This is a genomic window from Nesterenkonia sp. Act20, assembly GCF_019173455.1.
Lineage (GTDB): Bacteria > Actinomycetota > Actinomycetes > Actinomycetales > Micrococcaceae > Nesterenkonia.
This window is the reverse complement of record NZ_JADPQH010000001.1, coordinates 667,248-689,128: the sequence shown is the minus strand read 5'-3', so window position 1 is coordinate 689,128 and position 21,881 is coordinate 667,248. Positions and strand designations below refer to the sequence as shown.

The window sequence follows — 21,881 nt, the reverse complement described above, 5'->3', positions numbered from 1 at the left end:
AGCATGGCCACCACTGACATCGCCTCAGCCGCCCAGCCACGCACGCTCTCGGTGCTGGTCGAGGACGTCCCCGGCGTGCTGACCAAGGTCTCCGGACTCTTCGCCCGCCGCGCGTTCAACATCCACTCGCTGGCTGTGGGCCCCTCCGAGCTGCCCGGACTGAGCCGGATCACCATCGTGGTGCACGCCGACTCGGTGCTGCTGGAGCAGATCACGAAACAGCTGAACAAGCTGATCAATGTCATCAAGATCATCGAGCTGGCACCGGAGAACTCGGTCCAGCGCGAACACCTGCTGATCAAGGTCAAGGCTGACTCGCCCACCCGTCTGCAGGTCACCCAGGCCGTCGAGCTCTTCCGCGCCAAGATCGTGGACGTCTCCGTGGACTCACTCACCGTTGAGGCCACCGGCGCGCCTGACAAGCTCAACGCCCTTCTGGACGTCCTGGAGCCCTTCGGGGTCCGTGAGATCGTGCGATCCGGCACGCTCGGGATCTCCCGCGGCGCGAAGTCCATGACGGACAGAGCCCTGCGCTGAACATGGCGTGAAGAACACTGACCTGACAACCACCCATTTCCAACTTGAGGAGACCTCACTGTGACTGATCTCTATTACGACGACGACGCCGACCTGTCCGTGCTCAGCGGCAAGAAGGTCGCCGTCATCGGCTACGGATCGCAGGGCCACGCCCACGCGCTGTCCCTGCGGGACTCGGGCGTCGACGTCGTCGTCGGCCTGAAGGCCGGATCCAGCTCCAAGGCCAAGGCCGAGGAGCAGGGCCTGACCGTGAAGACCGTGGCCGAGGCCTCCGCCGAGGCCGATGTCATCATGATCCTGGTCCCGGACCAGCACCAGGCCGAGGTCTACTCCTCCGAGATCGCGCCGCACCTGAGCTCCGGGAACGTGCTGCTCTTCTCCCACGGCTTCAACATCCGCTTCGGCTACATCGAGGCTCCGACCGAGGTCGGCGTCGCCATGGTCGCCCCCAAGGGCCCCGGTCACGTGGTGCGTCGCGAATACGAGGCAGGACGCGGCGTCCCGGCGCTGATCGCCGTGGAGCAGGACCCCTCCGGTCAGGCCAAGTCCATCGCGCTGGCCTACGCCAAGGGCATCGGCGGCACCCGCGCCGGCGTCATCGAGACCACCTTCACCGAAGAGACCGAGACGGATCTCTTCGGCGAGCAGGCGGTCCTCTGCGGCGGCGCCTCCCAGCTGGTCCAGTACGGCTTCGAGACCCTCACCGAGGCAGGTTACAAGCCGGAGATCGCCTACTTCGAGGTGCTCCACGAGCTCAAGCTCATCGTGGACCTGATGGTCGAAGGTGGCCTGACCAAGCAGCGCTGGTCCATCTCCGACACCGCAGAGTTCGGCGACTACGTCTCCGGTCCGCGCGTGATCTCCCCGGAGGTCAAGGAGAACATGAAGGCAGTCCTTGCCGACATCCAGTCCGGAGCCTTCGCCAAGCGCTTCATGGATGACCAGCGCGACGGCGGCAAGGAGTTCAACGAACTCCGCAAGAAGAACGAGTCCCACCCGATCGAGTCCACCGGGCGCGAGCTGCGCAAGCTCTTCTCGTGGATTCCGCAGGATGATGACTACACCGAGGGTTCAACCGCTCGATGAGTCACTACGGTGAGCGGGGTGGGCCATCGCGGCCCGCCCCGCTCACCGTCTTCGCGTGCACCGATCAACGCATAGAGCCGCTGCCCCCAAGCCGCGCCAGACCATGAACAGGACACCATGAGCACTCACCGCCCCGTCGTCGTACTTGCCGAGGAACTCTCACCTGCCACCGTCGAGGCCCTCGGTCCGGATTTCGAGATCCGTCAGTCCGACGGCACCGACCGGGAGCGGCTCTTCGCTGATCTCGCCGACGCGGACGCGCTGATGGTGCGCTCCGCCACCCAGGTCGACGCCGAGGCGCTCTCCCACGCCAAGGCGCTGAAGGTCGTCGCCCGGGCCGGCGTGGGTCTGGACAACGTCGACATCAAGGCCGCCACCGCGGCCGGCGTGATGGTGGTCAACGCTCCGACGTCGAACATCACCTCCGCCGCAGAGCTCACCTGCGCGCACATCCTGGGCCTGGCGCGGCATATCTCCCCAGCACACCAGGCGCTGCGCGATGGCGCCTGGAAGCGCTCGAAGTACTCCGGAGTGGAGCTCGCAGAGAAGACTCTCGGCGTGATCGGTCTGGGCCGCATCGGCGGACTCGTGGCCGAGCGGATGAAGGCCTTCGACATGGACATCATCGCCTATGACCCCTACGTCACCTCGGCCCGGGCGCATCAGCTCGGCGCCCAGCTGGTCGGCCTCGACGAGCTCTACGCGAAGTCCGACGTGATCACCATCCACATGCCCAAGACCCCAGAGACCCTCGGCATGCTCAACACCGAGGCCTTCGCCAAGATGAAGGACACCGCGTTCGTGGTCAACGTCGCTCGCGGCGGACTCATCGACGAGGCTGACCTGGAGAAGGCCCTGGCCGAGGGCCGCATCGGCGGGGCCGCCGTCGATGTCTTCGCCGCAGAGCCCTCCACCGATCTCCCCTTCTTCACCCGCGAGAACGTGGTGGTCACCCCGCATCTGGGTGCCTCCACCGCCGAGGCCCAGGAGAAGGCAGGCGTCTCGGTGGCGAAGTCGGTGCGCCTGGCGCTGGCCGGCGAGCTGGTCCCCGACGCGGTCAACGTCGCCGGCGGGGCCATCGATGAGCTCGTGCGCCCGGGCATCCCGCTGATCGAGAAGCTCGGCCGCGTGCTCAACGCCCTGGCAACCGACGCCTTCACGGACATCGAGACCGAGGCCGCCGGCGAGATCGCCGAGCTCAACGTCTCCGCGCTGCAGCTCGCGGCGCTCAAGGGCCTGTTCACCGATGTCGTCTCCGAGCAGGTCTCCTATGTCAACGCCCCGGTGCTGGCCGAGCAGCGCGGCATCTCCACCCGACTGACCACCACCACCGAGGTGGAGGACTACCGCAACGCGCTCACCGTGCGCGGCGCCACCAGCTCCGGCACCAACCTCGAGGTCCGCGGCACCCTCACCGGGCCCAAGCAGATCCAGAAGATCGTCGGCATCAACGGCTACGACCTCGAGATCGCGCTCACCGAACACCTGGTCGTGCTGGAGTACGCCGACCGTCCCGGAGTCGTCGGCGCACTGGGTCGGATCCTGGGTGAGCACCAGGTCAACATCGCCGGGATGCAGGTCTCGCAGAACACCAAGGCGGGCCGCGCCCTGGCAGTGCTGGCCATCGACGCCGCCCTGCCCGCCGGGGTGCTCGATGCGATCTGCGCCGAGGTCGAGGCGAATATGGCCGCTGAGGTCAATCTTGAGGACTGAGACCAGCTGCGCGTCCCGGCGTGATCCCGCGACCGGGCTCGGCAGCCCGGAACCGCGTGAGGTAAATTCCTAAGGTGACTTCTTCCCAGCCCTCGTACTACATCACCACTGCGATCTCGTACCCGAACGGGACCCCCCACATCGGGCACGCCTATGAGTACATCGCCTCAGACGCGATGGCACGCTTCAAGCGTCTCGACGGATACGACACGTACTTCCTCACCGGCACCGACGAGCACGGGCAGAAGATGCAGCAGTCCGCGGAGAAGGAGGGGATCGCTCCCCGAGAGCTCGCGACCCGCAACTCGGCCGAGTTCAAGCGGGTGGATGACGAGGTCCTGGGGATCTCCTACGACCGATTCATCCGCACCACGGATGAGGACCACTATGCCGCCTCCACCGCCATCTGGCGGCGCATGGTCGAGGCTGGGGACATCTACCTGGACAAGTACGCCGGCTGGTACTCGGTGCGCGATGAGCGTTTCTTCACCGCCGACGAGACCGAGGTCCGCGCGGATGGCGAACGCTACGCCACCGAAACAGGAACTCCGGTGACCTGGACGGAGGAGGAGTCTTACTTCTTCCGGCTCTCCAAGTACCAGCAGCCGCTGCTGGACTTCTTCGCCGCCAACCCCGACTTCGGCGGGCCGCGGAGCCGCTTCAACGAGGTGATCCGCTTCGTCGAGTCGGGTCTCGATGACCTCTCCATCTCCCGGACCACCTTCGACTGGGGCGTCCCGGTGCCGAAGGACCTCACCGCCCCGGAGACCGATCTCGATCACGTGATGTACGTCTGGGTGGACGCGCTCACGAACTACATCACCGGGGTCGGCTTCCCCGACACCGAGTCGGAGAGCTTCCGCAGGTTCTGGCCGGCGGATGTCCACGTGATCGGCAAGGACATCTCCCGCTTCCACTGCATCTTCTGGCCGGCCTTCCTGATGAGCGCCGGCCTGCCGCTGCCTCACCGGGTGATGATCCACGGCTTCCTGCACAACGCCGGCGAGAAGATGTCCAAGTCGGTGGGCAACGTGGTCGCCCCTGCCGACTGGGTGGCCGAATACGGCCTGGACCCGGTGCGGTTCTTCCTGCTGCGCGAGTTCCCCTTCGGACAGGACGGCTCGTACACCCATGAGGCCGTCGTCGGACGCAAGAACTCCGACCTGGCGAACAACCTCGGAAACCTCGCGCAGCGTTCCCTGTCGATGATCGTGAAGAACTGCGAAGGCATGATTCCCCAGCCGGGGGAGCGCACGGCCGCCGACCGCCGGATCCTCGCCCAGGCCGAGGAGCTGCTTGAGATCAGCCGGACCGCCTACGAGATGCAGGACTTCCATCGCGCACTGGAGCGGACCTGGTTCGCGCTCGGCGAGGCCAACGCCTATTTCGCGGAGCAGGAGCCCTGGAAGCTCAAGAAGACCGATCTCTCGCGGATGAACACGGTGCTCTTCGTGACCGCCGAGGTGGTGCGCAAGGTGGCGCTGCTCGTGCAGCCGGTCATGCCGGAGTCTGCCTCGAAGCTGCTGGACGCGCTGAACGTCCCCGAGACCGGAGATGCCGGGGCCACCAACGCCTCGGGGTCGGGTCCGCGCAGCTTCGCCGCCTTTGCCACCGAGCTCGTGCCCGGCACGCCCATCGAGAAGCCGGCGCCGATCTTCCCGCGGCATGAGGAGCAGGTGGACTGAGTCCTCACGATCTCAGATGCTGAGAGGCTGAACTGAACCTCTCGTGCCGCTCGGATCCAGCGCATAGAGTGACGCTATGGCTGAGAACACATTTGAAATCGCAGTAATCGGTGGCGACGGCATCGGACCTGAGGTCGTCGCTGAGGCCCGCAAGGTGCTCGACGCCGCGGTGGTGGGGGAGAGCGCCCGGCTGAACTACACCGAGTACTCCCTGGGTGCTGCGCATTGGCTCAGCACGGGGGAGACGCTGACCGAGGAGACGCTCAACGCGCTGCGCGAGCATGACGCGATCCTCTTCGGCGCGGTGGGCGCGGACCCGCTCGACACGCGCGTCCCCTCCGGCATCATCGAGCGCGAGCTGCTCCTTGGCCTGCGCTTCAACCTCGATCACTGCGTGAACCTGCGCCCCACCCGGTCGTTCCCCGGCGTCACCTCACCGCTGCGCGGAGTCGATGAGGAGCACCCGATCGACTTCGTCGTGGTGCGCGAGGGCACCGAAGGTCCCTATGCCGGAAACGGCGGACTGCTGCGCCGCGGCACCACCGCGGAGATCGCCACGGAAGTCTCGGTCAACACCGCCTACGGCGTCCGCCGTGTGGTCGAAGACGCCTTCACCCGCGCCCAGGCTCGCGACAAGCACCTGACCCTGGTGCACAAGAACAACGTGCTCACCTACTCCGGTGACCTCTGGACCCGGACCACCGCCGCCGTCGCGGAATCCTTCCCCGACGTCCGCTGGGACTACATGCATGTGGACGCAGCCACCATCCACATGGTCAACAACCCGCAGCGCTTCGACGTGATCGTCACCGACAACCTCTTCGGTGACATCCTCACCGACCTCGCCCCGGCGATCAGCGGCGGCATCGGCCTGGCAGCCTCAGGGTCCATCAACACCTCGGGCACGGCGCCGTCGATGTTCGAACCCGTGCACGGCTCCGCGCCGGACATCGCCGGCCAGCAGATCGCCGACCCCACCGCCGCGGTGCTCTCCGCAGCGCTCATGCTCGATCACCTCGGGATGTCCGAGGCCGCCGAGCGCATCGAGGCTGCGGTGTTGGGCCAGCTCACCGAATGGGCCACCGAGGGCGCTTCCGGGCTGAGCACCAGCCAGCGCGGAGATGCCTTCGTCGCGCGGCTGAGCGGTTGAACGCTCACCGCGCAGAACTCGTAGAGTAGGACCGAATCTCTGCCCGCGAGCTTCTCGTCGCTCGCCATCTGAAAGGTCACCATGGAGTTTGATCACACAGCCCACCCGAATCCCACCTCAGCCGCGCGACTGGAGGAGATCCTCTCGAACCCCGGATTCGGGACCAGCTTCGCTGATCACACCGCCGTGATCGACTGGACCGCGGAGGGTGGATGGGCCAACCCGCGGGTGGAGCCCTACGGGCCCATCGCGCTGGATCCCGCTGCCTCGGTGCTGCACTATGCCCAGGAGATCTTCGAGGGCATGAAGGCCTACCGCCACGCCGACGGCGGCATCTACACGTTCCGGCCGCTGGAGAACGCCAAGCGGCTCAACCGCTCCGCGAAGCGCATGGCGCTGCCGGAGCTGCCCGAGGAGCTCTTCGTGGCCTCCCTGGAGGAGCTCGTCCAGACGGACAAGCACTGGGTCCCCGACGGCGAAGGCGAGGCGCTGTACCTGCGCCCCTTCATGTTCGCCTCCGAGGCGTTCCTCGGTGTCCGGGCCGCCCGTGAGGTCTCCTACCGGGTGATCGCCTCACCGGCCGGGAACTACTTCGGTGGCGAGCTCAAGCCCGTGCGCATCTGGGTGACCCGCGACTACATCCGTGCAGCCCCGGGCGGGACCGGCGCGGCCAAGACCGGCGGCAACTATGCGGGCTCGCTGGCGGCCCAGCAGCAGGCCACCGCCCAGGGCTGCGACCAGGTGCTCTTCCTGGATCCCACCCGCGAGAACGCCGTCGAGGAGCTCGGCGGCATGAACGTGTTCCTGGTGACCGCCGACAACCGGCTCATCACCCCCGAGCTCACCGGCACCATCCTGGAGGGCATCACCCGCGCCTCGGTCATCCAGCTGGCCAAGGACCGCGGCATGGCCGTGGAGGAACGCCGAGTGACCCTGGACGAATGGGATGCAGGCATCGCCGATGGCAGCATCACCGAAGCCTTCGCCTGCGGCACCGCCGCGGTCATCACTCCGATCGGGGAACTCGTCGACGGCGAGCACAGCATCGCCTCCGCGGGCACCGGCGAGGTCACCACGTCGATCCGCGAGGAGCTGCTCGGCATCCAGACCGGCACGGTCGAGGATCGCCACGGCTGGATGCACCAGCTCGCGTGATCAGCTGAACGACGTGGGTGATGCGCCTGGACGATAGAGTTGGTCCATGCGCATTGCACGTTTTGTCACGGACGCCGAACCTTCCTACGGACTTGTCACCGGGGAAGAGGGCGAAGAGACCATCATCGGACTTGCAGGAGACCCCTTCTATCAGGGCATCCAGCAGACCGAGACCACCCACAAGATCGAAGATGTGCGCCTCGTGGCGCCCATCATTCCCCGTTCCAAGGTCATCGGAGTGGGAAAGAACTACGCGGACCACGTCGCCGAGATGGGCGGCGAGATCCCGGTCTCCCCGCTGCTGTTCATGATCCCCAACACCGCCGTGCTCGGCCCGAACGAGCCGGTGACCCTGCCCTCGTTCTCTGAGGAGATCAGCTACGAGGCCGAACTCGCCGTGGTCATCGGTCGCATCTGCAAGGATGTGCCGGTTGACCGGGTCGATGAGGTCATCTTCGGCTACACGGTCGCCAACGACCTCACCGCCCGCGACGCGCAGCGCACCGACGGGCAGTGGGCTCGCGCCAAGGGCTTCGACGGATCCACGCCCCTGGGTCCGTGGATCGAGACCGAGCTGGACACGGAGGGCCTGCGGGTCACCGGTCGGCTCAACGGCGAGACCGTCCAGGACGGCTCCACCTCGGAGATGATCTTCGGCGTGGCCGAGCTGGTCTCCTATATCTCCCAGGCCTTCACCCTGCTCCCGGGCGATGTCATCCTCACCGGCACCCCCGCCGGCGTCGGACTGCTCAGCTCCGGTGACCGCTTTGAGGCGGAGATCGAAGGCATCGGCACACTCGTCAACCACTTCAGGAACTGATTCCCCCTATGACTGTCACTGCAGCACCCGCAGAGAAGATCCCCGCCGTCGATCCGCAGACCCAGGTCCGCGTCCGGTTCTGCCCCTCACCCACCGGCACCCCGCATGTCGGGCTGATCCGCACCGCGCTGTTCAACTGGGCCTACGCCCGGCACACCGGCGGCAAGCTCATCTTCCGCATCGAGGACACCGACGCCGCCCGAGACTCCGAGGAGTCCTACGAGCAGCTGCTGGAGGCTCTGCGCTGGCTCGGCATCGACTGGGACGAAGGTGCAGAGGCCGGGGGACCGCATGAGCCCTACCGACAGTCCCAGCGCGGGGAGATCTACGCCGAGGTGCTGCAGAAGCTGCAGGCGGCGGGCTTCGTCTACGAGGCCTTCTCCACCCCGCAAGAGGTCGAGGAGCGGCATCTCGCCGCAGGGCGAGACCCGAAGCTCGGCTATGACGGATTCGACCGTGAGCTGAGCCAGGAGCAGATCGACGCCTACAGGGCCGAGGGTCGCGAACCGGTGCTGCGCTTCCGGATGCCCGATGAGGAGATCACCTTCACCGACGCGGTCCGCGGAGACATCACCTTCGGTGCCGGCTCCGCCCCGGACTTCGTCGTCGCCCGTGCCAATGGCCAGCCGCTCTACACCCTGGTCAACCCGGTCGACGATGCGCTCATGGAGATCACCCACGTGCTGCGCGGGGAGGACCTGCTCTCCTCCACCCCACGCCAGGTGGCGCTGTATCGCGCTCTGTATGCCGTGGGCGTGGCCAAACACATGCCAGTCTTCGGACACCTGCCCTACGTGATGGGGGAGGGCAATAAGAAGCTCTCCAAGCGCGATCCGGAATCGAACCTCTTCCACCACCGGGACCGTGGGTTCATCCGCGAAGGGCTGCTGAACTACCTCGCGCTGCTGGGCTGGTCACTCTCGGCCGACGAAGACATCTTCACCGTGGAGCAGCTCGTCGAACACTTCGACATCGCCGACGTGCTGGCGAATCCCGCACGCTTCGACGTGAAGAAGGCCGAGGCCATCAACGGCACTCATATCCGTCGCCTCGAGTCCGCAGATTTCCGGGACCGACTGGTGCCCTACCTGCAGGCCCGCGGGCTCGTGGGTGAGCCGCTGCATGAGCGGCAGGCCGCGATGCTCGACGGCGCCGCTCCACTGGTGCAGGAACGCATCGCCCTGCTGGACGAGGGAGCAGACATGATGAGCTTCCTCTTCGTGGAGGACTCCGCGCTTCAGATCGAGGAGAAGGCCTTCAGCGGTCTGGGCGACCAGGTCTTCGAGACCCTGGATGCTTCCATCGCGGCCCTCGAGTCACTGGACGAGCAGACGTGGACCACCGAGTCGGTGGAGGCCGCGCTGCGCGAAGCGCTGATCGACGGGCTCCAGCTGAAACCACGCAAGGCCTTCGGCGCCGTGCGCTCGGCGATCTCCGGACGTCGGGTCTCTCCGCCGTTGTTCGAATCCATGGAGCTGCTGGGTCGGGGCTCTTCGCTGAGCCGACTGCGCCGCTTCCGTGAGCTCGCAGCGGCTCGCGGGTGATCGGAGCTGTACCTGCCACGGGTGGGGCCCCGGTGATTTTGTGCTTGGGCCCCACCAGTGTGTATAGTTGATTCCCGTTGCTGGGCGCGAAAATGCGCCTGTGACGACAGCGTTGACAAGCGAATATTGGGCTATGGTGTAATTGGCAACACAGCGGTTTCTGGTACCGTCGTTCTAGGTTCGAGTCCTAGTAGCCCAGCGAAGACCCTCATGTGGTCTTTAACACAGTACGACCGGCCCTCGGCGACGGGGGCCAAAGCTATGGAATACGGCCCCATCGTATAGCGGCCTAGTACGCTGCCCTCTCACGGCGGTAACGCGGGTTCGAATCCCGCTGGGGTCACGGCCGTTCGCCCCGATCTGCTCGCAGATCGGGGATGAACTCTCCATGCAGGATCTCCAGCCCAGCTGGAGCGTCAATTTCATAGGGCCCCATCGTATAGCGGCCTAGTACGCTGCCCTCTCACGGCGGTAACGCGGGTTCGAATCCCGCTGGGGTCACCATCATCAGTGACGAAGAAGCGTCCGGTCTCGTAAGAGGCCGGACGCTTCTTTTTCCGCGTTGAGCGGCGGATTCTCCGTGCATCTCATGGGCTTTTCGGCCCAAAGTGCTCGGAGAATCCGCCGCTCAACGCAGGTGGGGTGTGGTCAGTTCTGCTCGGGACGGCCCGTGAAGGGCAGCACCGAGGAGCCGTCACCGAGTCCCTCGCCGCCGATGACGACGAGTCCGCCGTTCTGCTCCAGGATCACGGCCGAGACACTCTCCAGCGAGCCATGTGCGGAGTTGCGCGCAGCGGTGTGCACGTCGTCTTCCACCAGCTGGTGCTTGCGCAGCGCCTTCCGCTGGAACTTGCCCTGGTAGTAGATCAGCACCGGCGGGGCATCCAGCACGCGCCGCATCTTGGGGGAGCGGCCCCGCACGAACGCCATGAGCCACTGCAGCAGCACGATGAGCGCGAGGGCAAACACCGCCTGGCTCAGCGGCACGTCCACTGCGGTGATCGTACGTCCGAAGGCAGAACCGATGGTGACTGCCACGATGAAGTCCAGCGGCGTCATGTTCGCCATGGTCCGCGGACCGGAGATTCGCAGGATGAGGATGAGGGCTATATAGCCGGCCGTCAGAGTGATGGCCGTGTGAAGAATCGGGTCCCACCCGGCCCAGTATTGAGTGATGTCCATTCGGTGACCATGTCACCTCGCGGACGCCTATGTCCATTGCGGCGTGATCAAGCCACCCCATGCGCTGTGTAGGCTGAAACGGGACGCCGAGCGCAGGGTCCAGCCTGCCTGGACAACGTCGTAGCGAGCACCGGGAGAACGAGCAGCACGGAGCAGAGGGGCGGAAGACGGATGAGCAGCGCACGCGACGTGGGGGCCGCCGGAGAGGACGCCGTGATCGAGATCATCATGGAAGAGCTGGATGGTCTCGCCTCCGCCGCAAACTCGCTGGTGGAGATGACGTTGCCCCCCGGTGACGATGCCGCAGTCCTCAAGCTTCCCGACGACGGCGAACCAGCCCGCATCGTGCTCACCACAGACACCCTGAGTCAGGACCAGGATTTCCGACTCGAGTGGTGGAGTACGCAGGACCAGGGCCTCCCCGCTGGCCGGGCCGTGGGCCTGAAGGCCGCCGCGCAGAACCTCTCAGACCTCAACGCGATGGCCGCGACACCCATCTCGTTGCTGGTGAGCCTCACCCTGCCGAGCGAGACGCCGCTGGACTGGGTGCGCGGCTTCTACCGCGGACTCGCCGAGGCGCTGCAGACACCAGGAGTGCAGGGCTGTGTGCTCGCCGGGGGAGACCTGGGCTCGGGCCCCGGGCTCTCCGTGAGCATCACCGCGGTCGGCCGGCTTCCAGCCTCACAGCAGCCGCTGACCCGCGTGGGCGCCCACGCGGGGGACCAGGTGGCCGTCTCCGCTGCGCTGGGCCGGGCGGCGGCCGGGCTGGCGCTGCTGGAGGCCGGACATGACTGCGCTCAGGAAGACCTTGCCGCACTGCGCGACGCGCAGATCGCCCCGAGACCGGCGCTGACCACCGGTGCCGAGGCCGTTCAGGCGGGCGCCACCGCGGGGATGGATCTCTCCGACGGCCTGCTGCGCGATGCCGCACGACTCGCGCGCGCCTCCGGAGTCCGGATTCGGGTCGACGAGGCGGCGCTGCGCGCGCAGGCGCGAGCACTGGGTCCTGCGGCCGTCGCCCTGGACCTTCCCGAGGCGCAGACCCTGCGCTGGGCCGCGGCCGGCGGTGAAGACTACGCCCTGCTGACCACGTTCCCGGCCGAGGCCGTCCTGCCGGTGGGCTTCTTCCGGGTGGGAGAGGTCCTCGCGCCCGAGGATCCGCAAGAGCCCGGACACGCCGATGGCGCCCCCGACGTGATCTTCGAGAGCGCCATCGATGAACGTGGCTGGGATTCGATGCGGGCCTGAGTCCGCCTCGGGCCGAAGCCGCGCGATGCGACTCAGGCGCGTGTGACGATGCGACTCAGGCGTCGACGAAGTGGCGGCCCAGCTGGGCGAAGCGCCAGCCGGCGCCTTCCCACTGTGCGGCGTCGAGCACGTTGCGGGCGTCGATGAACTGCTTCTGAGACACCAGGGACTCGAGGTCGGCCGGGACCAGGCCCTTGAACTCGTTCCACTCGGTGGTCAGCACCACCAGGTCTGCGTTGGTGACGGCCTCGGTCATCGAGTCCACGTACCCCAGGCGCGGGAAGCGCTTGGCGGCGTTCTTATTGCCCTCCGGGTCGTAGACCGCGACGTCGGCGCCGGCGCTGAAGAGCCGGACGGCCACGTCGAGCCCGGGGGAGTCCCGGACATCGTCGGAGAGCGGCTTGAAGGCCACACCCAGCACGGCGATGCGCTTGCCCGTGAGGTCCCCGGAGAGGATGTTCTCCGCCAGGTTCACCACGCGGTCGCGGCGGCGCAGATTGATCTGGTCCATCTCGTCGAGGAACCGCATGGTGTGGTCCAGGCCGAGCTCGCCCACCCGGGTCTGCAGGGCTCGGATGTCCTTGGGCAGGCAGCCGCCGCCGAAGCCGACGCCGGCGTTGAGGAACTTGCGCCCGATCCGGGTGTCGTGACCGATGGCGTCCGCGAGCGTGGTGATGTTGCCGCCCACGGCCTCGGTGACCTCGGAGAAGGCATTGATGAAGGAGATCTTGGTGGCCAGGAACGCGTTCGCGGCGACCTTGACGAGCTCGGCGGTCTCGAAGTCGGTGTTGATCCAGGGGGTGTCGCGGCCGAGCGCGTCGGAGTAGACATCGCGCAGGATGGCCTCATCGGCCGGATCCGCGGTGCCCACTACGAGGCGGTCAGGGCTGATCGTGTCCTTGACGGCGAAGCCTTCGCGCAGGAACTCGGGGTTCCAGGCGAGGGTGACGCGCACATCGGGTGCGGACTCCTCTTCGACCAGCTTGGCGAGCCGGCGCGCGGTGCCCACGGGCACGGTGGACTTGCCGACGATCAGCGCGTCCTTGGTGATGGCCCGGGCGAGCGAGGCGGTGGCCGCATCGACGAAGGTCATGTCCGCCCCCGTGCCGCCGGCCTGCTGAGGGGTGCCCACGGCGATGAAGTGCACGTCGCCCCAGGCGCCGACCGTCTCGAGATCTGTGGTGAAACGCAGTCGGCCCGAATCCACGTGCTTGCGGATCAGTTCGGGCAGGCCGGGTTCATGGAAGGGGAGCTCTCCGCGGGAGAGCGAGTCGATCTTTTCGGGATCAATGTCCACGCCGAGCACGTTATAGCCCAGTTCAGCCATGCATGCCGCATGGGTGGCGCCGAGGTAGCCGGTTCCGATGACACTTATATTCTCAATCACGCCCCTCATCATAAGGGCCTGAAGTCCAATTCCGGGAATACCGGATCACGGGGGCGCCGAATCCGCTATTGCTCGCCCAAGCCGTGCTCCGCCGCGTCTGGGTTCTTCCGCACAAGCTCCGTCAGCTGGTGGGCGGCCTGGACGACGACGCCGGCGTACTGCCGACCGGGCTGGCGGGTCAGCCGCTCGATCGGTCCCGAGATGGACACCGCGGCGATCACTCTGCCGGAGGGCCCGCGCACCGCCGCCGAGACGGAGGCGACTCCGGCCTCGCGTTCACCGAGAGATTCGCCCCAGCCGCGACGCCGCACGCCCGCGAGCACCGTCGGGGTGAAACGTGCGCCCTGCAGGCCTTCGACGAGGCGCTCATGGTCCTCCCAGGCCAGCAGCACCTGCGCGGCGGAACCAGCCTTCATGGACAGCTGGGTGCCCACCGGAATCGAATCGCGCAGTCCGATAGGCCGTTCGGCGGAGGCCACACATACCCGGGCATCTCCTTGGCGACGGTACAGCTGCGAGCTCTCCCCCGTGGCGTCGCGCAGGCGCAGCAGGATCGGACCCGCGGCGGTGACCAGCCGGTCATCGCCCGCAGCGGAGGCCAGCTCAGCGAGCCGGGAGCCGATCACATAGCGTCCGCGCACATCACGGCTGAGGAAACGATGGTGGACCAGGGCGCTGGCCAGTCGGTGCACGGTGGGGCGCGCCAATCCGGTGCACTCCACCAGCTGCGCCAACGAGGCCGGCCCGGCCTCCAATGCGTCCATGATCATCACGGACTTGTCCACCACGCCGATCCCGGAGGGGGAGTGTAGCGGACGCGGTGGATCCGGGGGCAGCGTGGGCGGGGTCGTCGCGCCCGCGTCTGCGGGGCCCAGCTTCTGCGCCACCATGCGGCGCTGCCGCGCGGTTGACGTCTGGGGTGAGTAGATCTCAGAGGACTGAGGCGGACGCGGCTCCCCGGGACGGGGCGAGGACGGCGAAGCTGGCATGGGTCCATGATACTGGCAATCCGACCGACGATCTCAGATAATGAGACCTCTGCGGCCGGGTATAGATGCCGCCGGGCATTGGTGTTTCTCTAGTATGTGAGCCCATCAGGAGGATCCCATGGCAGAGAAGCCACTCACATTGCCTGAAAAGGTCTGGCGCGATCACGTCGTCGTCCCCGGCAAAGAATCCGATGGTCAGCGTTCCCCTGACCTTCTCTACATCGATCTGCACCTGGTCCATGAGGTCACCAGCCCGCAGGCCTTCGAGGGCCTGCGACTGGCCGGACGGCCCGTCCGCCGTCCCGACCTGACCATCGCCACGGAGGATCACAACACCCCCACCTTGGAGATCGACAAACCCATCGCGGACCCCATCTCGCGCAAGCAGGTGGACACGCTGCGCGCCAACGCCGAAGAGTTCGGCGTGCGCATCCATTCCCTCGGCGATGCCGACCAGGGCATCGTCCACGTGGTGGGTCCTCAGCTCGGCCTGACCCAGCCCGGAATGACCGTGGTCTGCGGCGACTCGCACACCTCCACCCATGGAGCCTTCGGCGCGCTGGCGATGGGCATCGGCACCTCCGAGGTCGAGCATGTGCTCGCCACGCAGACCCTGCCGCTGAAGCCCTTCAAGACCATGGCCATCACCGTCAACGGGTCGCTGCGCCCAGGGGTCAGCTCCAAGGACATCATTTTGGCGGTCATCGCCGAGATCGGCACCGGCGGCGGACAGGGCTACGTCCTGGAATACCGCGGGAGCGCCATCGAGGAGCTCTCCATGGATGCACGGATGACCATCTGCAACATGTCCATCGAAGCCGGCGCGCGCGCCGGCATGATCGGACCGGATGCGACCACCTTCGAGTTCATCCAGGGCCGGCCGCATGCTCCTCAGGGAGAGGACTGGGACGCCGCCGTCGAATACTGGACCTCCCTGCGCACCGATGAAGGCGCCGTCTTCGACGCCGAGGTCATCCTCGACGCCGACACCCTGGATCCGTTCGTCACCTGGGGAACCAACCCCGGCCAGGGCGTGAGCCTCAACGGCACGGTCCCCGCACCGACCGACTTCACCGACGACGTCGCCCGCGAATCTGCTGAACGGGCGCTGACCTACATGGACCTCACCCCGGGCACCCCGATGAAGGACATCCGGGTGGACACCGTCTTCCTGGGCTCCTGCACCAACTCCCGCATGGAGGACCTGCGCGCCGCCGCGGAGATCATCGCCGGACGCGAGAAGGATCCGGAGGTCCGCATGATCGTGGTCCCCGGCTCCGCGAAGGTCCGACTGCAGGCCGAGGCCGAGGGGCTTGACCAGGTGTTCAAGGACTTCGGCGCGGAATGGCGCTTTGCTGGGTGCTCCATGTGCCTGGGCATGAACCCCGATCAGCTCGCCCCCGGCGAGCGCTGCGCCTCCACCTCCAACCGCAACTTCGAGGGTCGACAGGGCAAGGGCGGCCGGACCCACCTGGTCTCGCCCGTGGTGGCCGCCGCGACTGCCATCCGTGGCACACTCTCCGCTCCTGCCGACATCCTGCTCCCCGCCTGACACCGCTCACCCTCCGCACACCGTCAGTCCTGAGCTCCGTTCTTGAGGGCCGAAGCTCGACAGCCAAAGAAGGTCATCATGGAACCCATCACCAGGCACACCGGCGTCGGTGTCCCGCTGAAGCAGTCCAACGTGGACACCGACCAGATCATCCCGGCCGTGTATCTGAAGCGGATCACCAAGACCGGGTTCGAGGACGCGCTGTTCTCGTCCTGGCGCAAAGACCCCAGCTTCGTGCTCAACCAGCCCACCTACCAGCACGGCTCTGTGCTTGTGGCCGGTTCGGACTTCGGCACCGGCTCCTCCCGTGAACACGCGGTCTGGGCGCTCAAGGACTACGGCTTCCGTGCCGTCATCTCCTCGCGCTTCGCCGACATCTTCTACGGGAACTCCGCGAAGCAGGGACTGCTCGCCGCCAAGGTCGCCCAGCCCGATGTGGAGCTGATCTGGAAGGAGCTGGAGAACAATCCCGGCATCGAGATCACTGTGGACCTGGTGAACCGCACCGTGACCTGCGGGACCATCGAGACCAGCTTCGAGATCGACAACTACACCCGCTGGCGCCTTCTCGAAGGGCTGGACGATATCTCGCTCACACTGCGCGAGGAGTCAGCCGTTAGGACCTTCGAGGCCACTCGGCCCGGATTCAAGCCGAAAACCCTGCCAGCAAAGGTCTGACGCCGCAGCGGCCCTGCGGTGCCCGAGGCGTCCTTGACCGAATCGTTGTCTCAGCCAGCGGCGGAACTGGGAAGGGATCCCAGCGGTGTTGGTTACAGTGGCATGGCTACATTCCGCGTTATCGAAGAAGGGACTTCCAGTCCAATGGCCAAGCTGCTCACCGTCCAGGGTGGAAAGCCACTAGAGGGATCCGTCCATGTCAGGGGCGCCAAGAACCTGGTTCCCAAGGCGATGGTCGCGGCCCTGCTGGGCAGCGAGCCCTCCCAGCTGCGCAATGTCCCTGAGATCAAAGACGTCGAGATCGTCACCAATCTGCTGCAGATCCACGGCGTCAAGGTCGACGCCGACCCGGCCACCGGCGACCTCACGCTTGACCCGCGAGACACCTACAGCGCCGCGCATTCGGAGATCGACGCCTATGCCGGGGACTCCCGCATCCCGATCCTCTTCTGCGGGCCGCTGATGCATCAGAACGGAGAGGCGTTCATCCCCGATCTCGGCGGCTGCAGGATCGGTGACCGGCCGATCAATTACCACCTCGAGGTGCTGCGCAACTTCGGCGCCGTCGTCGACAAGACCCCCACCGGCATCCACATCTCCGCCCCCCGCGGGCTCAAGGGCGCCAAGCTCACGCTTCCCTTCCCCTCAGTGGGTGCCACCGAACAGGTCCTGCTCACCGCCGTCCTGGCTGAAGGCATCACCGAGCTGGACAACGCGGCAGTCGAGCCAGAGATCCACGACCTGATCGCGATCCTGCAGCAGATGGGTGCGATCATCACGGTCTTCACCGACCGGGTCATCCGCATCGAGGGTGTGGAACGCCTCTCCGGCTACCGCCACCGCGCCATCCCCGACCGCAACGAGTCGGCCTCCTGGGCCTCCGCCGCGCTGGTCACCCAGGGTGACATCTACGTCAAGGGCGCCGCCCAGCGGGACCTCACCGCGTTCCTGAACACCTACCGCAAGATCGGCGGCGAGTTCTCCGTCGACGATGAGGGCATCCGCTTCTGGCACGCGGGACACCCGCTGAAGCCGCTGGTCCTGGAGACCGACGTGCACCCAGGCTTCATGACCGACTGGCAGCAGCCGCTGGTCGTCGCCCTCACCCAGGCGCACGGCGTCTCCATCGTCCACGAGACGGTCTACGAGAACCGCTTCGGCTTCACCGAGGCGCTGGAACGCATGGGCGCCTCCATCCAGCTGCACCGGGAATGCCTGGGCTCGAGCCCCTGCCGCTTCGGTCAGCGCAACTTCCTGCACTCTGCGGTGATCTCCGGACCCGTGGAGCTCAAGGGTGCCGAGATCAACGTCCCAGATCTGCGCGGAGGCTTCTCCCACCTCATCGCCGCGCTTGCGGCGAAGGGCACCTCGACCGTGACCGGCATCGAGGTCATCAACCGTGGATACGAGCACTTCATGGACAAGCTCGTCGGGCTCGGTGCGGATGTCGAGATGTCCGAACGCTGAGTCTGCCCGGTAGGGTTGATCTCTGTGACCGACCACAGCAGCGACCCAGCACCCATCGAGGGCCGACGCCCCCCGAAACCCCGAGATCCTCGCGGTAGAGCAGCCCTGCGGGCGGATGAGGTGGACTACACGGTGGGACGCGGCACCCGGATCGGATTCGGGGTGACCGCCGCGGCGGCCATCCCCGTGCTGAACCTGCTGCTGGGGCGCAGCTGGCGAGGCTTGGACACGCTGCCGGAGGAAGGCTTCATCGTCGTGGCCAACCACATCAGCGAGGCGGACCCGCTGGCCGTGGCGCACGCCGTCTACCGCAGCGGCCACACCTTCCACTTCATGACCAAGGACTCGCTGTTCAGGGTCCCCGTGCTGGGCAGGCTCCTCAGCGGGCTCAAGCAGATCCCGGTGAGCCGGGACAGTCGGACCGATGCGCGCCGCTCGCTCGACGCGGCGCGCGATGTCCTCTCCGCAGGCGGCGCAATCTTGATCTACCCCGAGGGCACGCTCACCCGCGATCCCGAGGGTTGGCCCATGCGCGCCAAGACGGGCGCCGCGCGACTGGCGCTGAGCACCGGCGCACCGCTGATCCCGATCACTCACTGGGGCGTCCAGGACTTCTTCGGGACCTACGCCAAGCTGCCGAAGGTTCTGCCCCGCAGGCGTTACCGGCTCGCCGTGGGCCAGGAGATCGACCTCGCCGACCTGCGCGCGGTCCCGATGACCCGCGCGGTGCTCACCGAGGCCACCGAGCGCATCGAATCCGCGCTCACCGAGGGCGTCGCCGCACTGCGCGGCGAAGAGCCCCCGGAGCTGATCTGGGACCGCAGCCTGCGCCAGCGGGTGCCGCGCCAGCAGCCCCGCGGCGGACGCGCGCCGAAGTCCACGCCCGAGGAGGGTTCACCGTGACCACGATCGCTGTGCTGGGCGCCGGCAGCTGGGGCACCACCTTCGCCAAGGTCCTCGCCGACGCCGCCGTGACGGGGGGCCAGGAGACCAGCGTGACGCTGTGGGCCCGCCGCGCCGAAGTGGCCGCTGAGATCAACGGGGCCCACACGAACACGACCTACCTGGGGGAGACCGCACTTCCCGAGATGATCACCGCGACGAGCGACCTGGCCGAGGCGGTCACGGGCGCCGAGATCGTCGTACTCGCCGTGCCGGCCCAGTCGCTGCGCTCTCACCTGAGCGTGGTCCGGGAGAATCTCCACCCCGCGGCGGTGCTGGTCTCGCTGATCAAGGGTCTCGAACGTGGAACGGATCTGCGCATGTCGGAGGTCATCGCGGAGGAGCTTGCGGTGGGTCCCGACCGGAGCGTGGTCATCTCCGGTCCCAACCTTGCGATGGAGATCGCCCGCGAGGAGCCCACCGCCTCGGTGGTCGCCTGCGCCGAGGCGTCCGTGGCCGAGCGGATAGCCGCCCTGTGCAACAACGCCTACTTCCGTCCCTACACGAACACCGATGTGATCGGCGTCGAGATCGCCGGAATCGTCAAGAACGTGATCGCTCTCGCCGTGGGGATCTGTGACGGACAGAAGCTCGGGGACAACTCCAAGGCCTCGGTCATCACCCGCGGACTCGCCGAGACCACCCGACTCGCCACCGAGCTGGGCGGAACTCTGGAGACCTTCTCCGGGCTCGCCGGGCTGGGTGACCTCGTCGCGACCTGCGCCTCACCGCTGTCCCGCAACCGCAGCGCTGGGCGTCTCCTGGGCGAGGGCCTCACCGCCGAGCAGGTCACTGAGCAGCTCTCACAGACCGCCGAGGGCATGAAGTCAGGCTCCGCCGTCGTGGAGCTCGCCCGTCAGCACCAGGTGGAGATGCCCATCTGCGAAGCTGTGGTGGCCGTGCTCGAGGGGAAGCTGACGGTGGACCGTTTGGCTTCTCTGCTGCTCGCCCGAGACCTCAAAGCCGAAGGAAAGTAAAGCCATGGCAGACAACGCCCCGGCCCTGAAGCCGCGCGTCCTCGTCCTCTACGGAGGTCAGTCCTCTGAGCACTCGGTGAGCTGCGTGACCGCAGCAGGAGTGCTCGGCGCCATCGACACCGACGCCTTCGACGTCGTCGCCGTGGGCATCACGGCCACCGGCCAGTGGACCCGTCCGGTGACCGACCCGCGCACCCATGCCTTCGGCGCGAACGAGCTGCCGCGGGTGCTGCCCACCGCGTCCACGGTGCAGCTGCACTCCGGCGCGGCCGGGTCCTCCGAGCGCAGCGCCGAGCTGTTGGAGGTCCACCCGGACGGCTCCTCCACGGCCATGGGTCAGGTGGACGTGGTCTTCCCGCTGCTGCACGGCCCCTTCGGGGAGGACGGCACCCTGCAGGGGCTGCTGGAGCTTGCCGGACTGCCCTATGTCGGTGCCGGCGTGCTCAGCTCGGCGATGGCCATGGACAAGCACTACATGAAGATCGCCTTCGCCGCGGCAGGACTGCACGTCGGGCCCTGGGTGACCATCACCGATCGGCAATGGTCTCAGGACCCCGCGGAGGCGCTGGAGCGCGTGCGCGCGCTTGAGCTGCCGGTGTTCGTGAAGCCTTCGCGCGCTGGCTCATCCATGGGGATCACCCGCTGCGATGCCTTCGACCAGCTCGAGGAAGCCATCGCCGCGGCGCGGAAACACGACCCCAAGGTCATCGTGGAGCAGGGCATCGATGGCCGCGAGATCGAGTGCGGCGTGCTCGGCTCCCAAGCAGGCGAGCCGGCCCGTGCCTCGCTGCTGGGCGAGATCGTCGTCCATGACGGATCCCAGGAGCACCAGTTCTACGACTTCAACGCCAAGTACACCGACTCCACCGCCGCGGACCTCTCCTGCCCGGCCCAGCTGCCCGATGACGTGAGCGACGAGATCCGCCGACAGGCAGTGATCGCCTTCGAGTCGCTCGGTGCCGAGGGTATCTCCCGGGCGGACTTCTTCTACACCGGCGCGGGTGAGGTGGTCATCAATGAGATCAACACGATGCCCGGATTCACTCCGATCAGCATGTATCCGCAGATGTGGAAGGCCACGGGCATCGACTACCCGGAGCTGATCACCGAGCTCATCTCGCTGGCGCTGGAGCGTCCCGCCGGTCTGCGCTGAGCGAAGCCTCCGGACAGCCGGAACCGGGCAGCAGCCGGAACCGGCCCGCAGTCAGGAGTCTTCCTCGGCGTCCGCGTCTTCGGTCTGCTCGATGTCCTGCTCCGTGGTCGTGCAGCTGCGCGTCTGCTCCACCCGCTGCACCGCCGTCGACATGGCCAGCATCGCCGTGGACGAGGCCACCTCGTCCAGATTCAGCAGCACCTCCACCGCAGGGTCTCGGCCGTAGCTGATCAGACGCCAGGTCTGGTCATCCTCTTCTAACGCAAGCCAGTCGACGCCGTCGGCGGAGACGCAGAACTCCGGACTGGGGCCCGGCGGGACGACGCCGCAGCGCACCACGACCTCACTGGGATCACCCCAGACCGCCGTCCCCTGGGAGGCAGTCGGTCTCAGCTCGTTCTCCCCGATGACCTCCGGGATCGCGAGCATCACATCGGCGCATTCGGGGTTCGCGGCGTCGGGGGCCGCCTCCACGGTGGCGGTGCTGGCGCATCCGCTCAGCGCCAGACCGGCGGCGATCACCACCGACCCCAGAACCGCGCGGACGCCACGACCACGCTCACGGTGATATCCAGGGTTCAACGGCATATGACATATTCTGTACGAAGTCCACAGC

The 21,881-nt window shown here is 67.0% G+C and carries 19 protein-coding genes and 3 tRNA genes; 18 read left to right on the top strand and 4 right to left on the bottom strand.

The features are described 5' to 3' along the window. The first annotated feature begins 3 nt into the window (after positions 1–3). The 11 genes from ilvN to IY716_RS03075 all read left to right on the top strand — a co-directional run bounded on the left by ilvN (position 4) and on the right by IY716_RS03075 (position 10,194). Complete coding sequence (gene ilvN / locus IY716_RS03125; protein WP_192590740.1) at positions 4–537, top strand: acetolactate synthase small subunit; 534 nt, start codon at positions 4–6, stop codon at positions 535–537. Positions 538–597: 60 nt separating this feature from the next. Next, positions 598–1,623 (top strand): ketol-acid reductoisomerase, encoded by a 1,026-nt coding sequence (ilvC, locus tag IY716_RS03120; RefSeq protein WP_218220150.1) that lies wholly within the window; start codon positions 598–600, stop codon positions 1,621–1,623. A gap of 117 nt (positions 1,624–1,740) precedes the next feature. Continuing rightward, positions 1,741–3,336: a phosphoglycerate dehydrogenase gene (serA, locus tag IY716_RS03115; RefSeq protein ID WP_218220149.1), complete on the top strand. Its 1,596-nt coding sequence runs from the start codon at positions 1,741–1,743 to the stop codon at positions 3,334–3,336. 74 nt (positions 3,337–3,410) lie between these two features. Next, the gene (gene metG / locus IY716_RS03110; protein WP_218220148.1) at positions 3,411–5,021 is read left to right on the top strand and encodes a methionine--tRNA ligase; all 1,611 of its coding nucleotides are present in this window, start codon (positions 3,411–3,413) and stop codon (positions 5,019–5,021) included. A 76-nt stretch (positions 5,022–5,097) separates the two neighbouring features. Next, positions 5,098–6,171, top strand: coding sequence for a 3-isopropylmalate dehydrogenase (locus IY716_RS03105; protein ID WP_218220147.1), 1,074 nt, complete (start codon positions 5,098–5,100; stop codon positions 6,169–6,171). 81 nt (positions 6,172–6,252) lie between these two features. Then, positions 6,253–7,326, top strand: a complete 1,074-nt coding sequence (locus IY716_RS03100) for a branched-chain amino acid aminotransferase (RefSeq protein WP_218220146.1) — start codon at positions 6,253–6,255, stop codon at positions 7,324–7,326. Between the two features lie 46 nt (positions 7,327–7,372). Further along, the gene (locus IY716_RS03095; protein WP_192590734.1) at positions 7,373–8,146 is read left to right on the top strand and encodes a fumarylacetoacetate hydrolase family protein; all 774 of its coding nucleotides are present in this window, start codon (positions 7,373–7,375) and stop codon (positions 8,144–8,146) included. A gap of 8 nt (positions 8,147–8,154) precedes the next feature. After that, positions 8,155–9,690: a glutamate--tRNA ligase gene (gene gltX, locus IY716_RS03090; RefSeq protein ID WP_218220145.1), complete on the top strand. Its 1,536-nt coding sequence runs from the start codon at positions 8,155–8,157 to the stop codon at positions 9,688–9,690. Between the two features lie 127 nt (positions 9,691–9,817). Next, positions 9,818–9,889, top strand: a tRNA-Gln gene (locus IY716_RS03085). A 71-nt stretch (positions 9,890–9,960) separates the two neighbouring features. Continuing rightward, positions 9,961–10,033 (top strand) — tRNA-Glu (locus IY716_RS03080). 85 nt (positions 10,034–10,118) lie between these two features. Further along, a tRNA-Glu gene (locus tag IY716_RS03075) sits at positions 10,119–10,194 on the top strand. 144 nt (positions 10,195–10,338) lie between these two features. On the opposite strand, the gene IY716_RS03070 is transcribed toward IY716_RS03075, so the two are convergent. Continuing rightward, positions 10,339–10,872 (bottom strand): DUF421 domain-containing protein, encoded by a 534-nt coding sequence (locus IY716_RS03070; protein WP_218220144.1) that lies wholly within the window; start codon positions 10,870–10,872, stop codon positions 10,339–10,341. A 171-nt stretch (positions 10,873–11,043) separates the two neighbouring features. Between IY716_RS03070 and thiL the strand changes: the two genes are divergently transcribed. Beyond that, positions 11,044–12,120 (top strand): thiamine-phosphate kinase, encoded by a 1,077-nt coding sequence (gene thiL, locus IY716_RS03065; protein ID WP_218220143.1) that lies wholly within the window; start codon positions 11,044–11,046, stop codon positions 12,118–12,120. 55 nt (positions 12,121–12,175) lie between these two features. Here thiL and IY716_RS03060 read toward each other — a convergent pair whose 3' ends face one another. Both IY716_RS03060 and IY716_RS03055 read right to left on the bottom strand, forming a co-directional pair. Further along, positions 12,176–13,516 carry a UDP-glucose/GDP-mannose dehydrogenase family protein gene (locus tag IY716_RS03060; protein ID WP_255316411.1) on the bottom strand — a complete coding sequence of 447 codons (1,341 nt, stop codon included), beginning with the start codon at positions 13,514–13,516 and terminating at the stop codon, positions 12,176–12,178. A gap of 56 nt (positions 13,517–13,572) precedes the next feature. Continuing rightward, entirely contained in the window at positions 13,573–14,397 is an 825-nt protein-coding gene (locus IY716_RS03055) for an IclR family transcriptional regulator (protein WP_218221378.1), read from the bottom strand. A 217-nt stretch (positions 14,398–14,614) separates the two neighbouring features. Between IY716_RS03055 and leuC the strand changes: the two genes are divergently transcribed. The 6 genes from leuC to IY716_RS03025 all read left to right on the top strand — a co-directional run bounded on the left by leuC (position 14,615) and on the right by IY716_RS03025 (position 21,265). After that, complete coding sequence (gene leuC / locus IY716_RS03050; protein ID WP_218220141.1) at positions 14,615–16,048, top strand: 3-isopropylmalate dehydratase large subunit; 1,434 nt, start codon at positions 14,615–14,617, stop codon at positions 16,046–16,048. 78 nt (positions 16,049–16,126) lie between these two features. After that, the gene (leuD, locus tag IY716_RS03045) at positions 16,127–16,726 is read left to right on the top strand and encodes a 3-isopropylmalate dehydratase small subunit (RefSeq protein ID WP_218220140.1); all 600 of its coding nucleotides are present in this window, start codon (positions 16,127–16,129) and stop codon (positions 16,724–16,726) included. A gap of 144 nt (positions 16,727–16,870) precedes the next feature. Then, entirely contained in the window at positions 16,871–18,193 is a 1,323-nt protein-coding gene (murA, locus tag IY716_RS03040; RefSeq protein ID WP_218220139.1) for a UDP-N-acetylglucosamine 1-carboxyvinyltransferase, read from the top strand. 24 nt (positions 18,194–18,217) lie between these two features. Continuing rightward, entirely contained in the window at positions 18,218–19,096 is an 879-nt protein-coding gene (locus IY716_RS03035; protein WP_369699570.1) for a lysophospholipid acyltransferase family protein, read from the top strand. Beyond that, positions 19,093–20,112: an NAD(P)H-dependent glycerol-3-phosphate dehydrogenase gene (locus IY716_RS03030; protein WP_218220138.1), complete on the top strand. Its 1,020-nt coding sequence runs from the start codon at positions 19,093–19,095 to the stop codon at positions 20,110–20,112. Before IY716_RS03035 ends, IY716_RS03030 begins: the two co-directional genes overlap by 4 nt. A gap of 4 nt (positions 20,113–20,116) precedes the next feature. After that, positions 20,117–21,265, top strand: a complete 1,149-nt coding sequence (locus IY716_RS03025) for a D-alanine--D-alanine ligase family protein (RefSeq protein ID WP_218220137.1) — start codon at positions 20,117–20,119, stop codon at positions 21,263–21,265. Positions 21,266–21,316: 51 nt separating this feature from the next. On the opposite strand, the gene IY716_RS03020 is transcribed toward IY716_RS03025, so the two are convergent. Beyond that, entirely contained in the window at positions 21,317–21,853 is a 537-nt protein-coding gene (locus tag IY716_RS03020) for a DUF3515 domain-containing protein (protein ID WP_218220136.1), read from the bottom strand. Positions 21,854–21,881: the final 28 nt, after the last annotated feature.

Coding starts and splice junctions, on each gene's coding strand:
- IY716_RS03070 (WP_218220144.1), bottom strand. CDS start 10,872: ATGGACATCACTCAATACTGGGCCGGGTGGGACCCGATTCTTCACACG.
- IY716_RS03025 (WP_218220137.1), top strand. CDS start 20,117: ATGGCAGACAACGCCCCGGCCCTGAAGCCGCGCGTCCTCGTCCTCTAC.
- leuD (WP_218220140.1), top strand. CDS start 16,127: ATGGAACCCATCACCAGGCACACCGGCGTCGGTGTCCCGCTGAAGCAG.
- IY716_RS03060 (WP_255316411.1), bottom strand. CDS start 13,516: ATGAGGGGCGTGATTGAGAATATAAGTGTCATCGGAACCGGCTACCTC.
- IY716_RS03020 (WP_218220136.1), bottom strand. CDS start 21,853: ATGCCGTTGAACCCTGGATATCACCGTGAGCGTGGTCGTGGCGTCCGC.
- leuC (WP_218220141.1), top strand. CDS start 14,615: ATGGCAGAGAAGCCACTCACATTGCCTGAAAAGGTCTGGCGCGATCAC.
- ilvN (WP_192590740.1), top strand. CDS start 4: ATGGCCACCACTGACATCGCCTCAGCCGCCCAGCCACGCACGCTCTCG.
- IY716_RS03105 (WP_218220147.1), top strand. CDS start 5,098: ATGGCTGAGAACACATTTGAAATCGCAGTAATCGGTGGCGACGGCATC.
- thiL (WP_218220143.1), top strand. CDS start 11,044: ATGAGCAGCGCACGCGACGTGGGGGCCGCCGGAGAGGACGCCGTGATC.
- serA (WP_218220149.1), top strand. CDS start 1,741: ATGAGCACTCACCGCCCCGTCGTCGTACTTGCCGAGGAACTCTCACCT.
- gltX (WP_218220145.1), top strand. CDS start 8,155: ATGACTGTCACTGCAGCACCCGCAGAGAAGATCCCCGCCGTCGATCCG.
- murA (WP_218220139.1), top strand. CDS start 16,871: ATGGCCAAGCTGCTCACCGTCCAGGGTGGAAAGCCACTAGAGGGATCC.
- IY716_RS03100 (WP_218220146.1), top strand. CDS start 6,253: ATGGAGTTTGATCACACAGCCCACCCGAATCCCACCTCAGCCGCGCGA.
- IY716_RS03055 (WP_218221378.1), bottom strand. CDS start 14,397: ATGGTGGCGCAGAAGCTGGGCCCCGCAGACGCGGGCGCGACGACCCCG.
- IY716_RS03095 (WP_192590734.1), top strand. CDS start 7,373: ATGCGCATTGCACGTTTTGTCACGGACGCCGAACCTTCCTACGGACTT.